At 63.7% G+C, this 278-nt stretch carries 1 pseudogene; it reads right to left on the bottom strand.

Annotated features, from left to right (window positions below):
- A pseudogene (locus EN851_RS36090) lies at positions 1-278 on the bottom strand (hypothetical protein); the annotation flags it as partial.

Here is a 278-nt window from a genome sequence, read left to right as displayed (position 1 = left end):
ACCATGTGCGCAGGTCGTCGGCGCATTTGTCGATGCTGGGCGCGGTGCCGAACTCCTGCTCGTGCACGGCCAGGATCGCTGACACGCAATAGTTGGTATAGAGAAAACCCTCCGGCCAGAAGCGCACGATCTCCGCCGTGCCGGCATTGGCCTCCGTCTCGATCATGTCGGTAAGCCCCGAAATCTCGCGCGCCGGCGCCTGCCGGATCAGTTCGCGCAATACCAGCCCGGCCGCGAAGACGATGAAGTCCGCCCGGTCTACGTCAGCGAATCGCTTC

It is taken from the genome of Mesorhizobium sp. M8A.F.Ca.ET.208.01.1.1, from assembly GCF_004791315.1.
GTDB lineage: Bacteria > Pseudomonadota > Alphaproteobacteria > Rhizobiales > Rhizobiaceae > Mesorhizobium.
The sequence above is the reverse complement of the archived record's forward strand: the minus strand, read 5'-3'. Positions and strand labels throughout refer to the sequence as shown.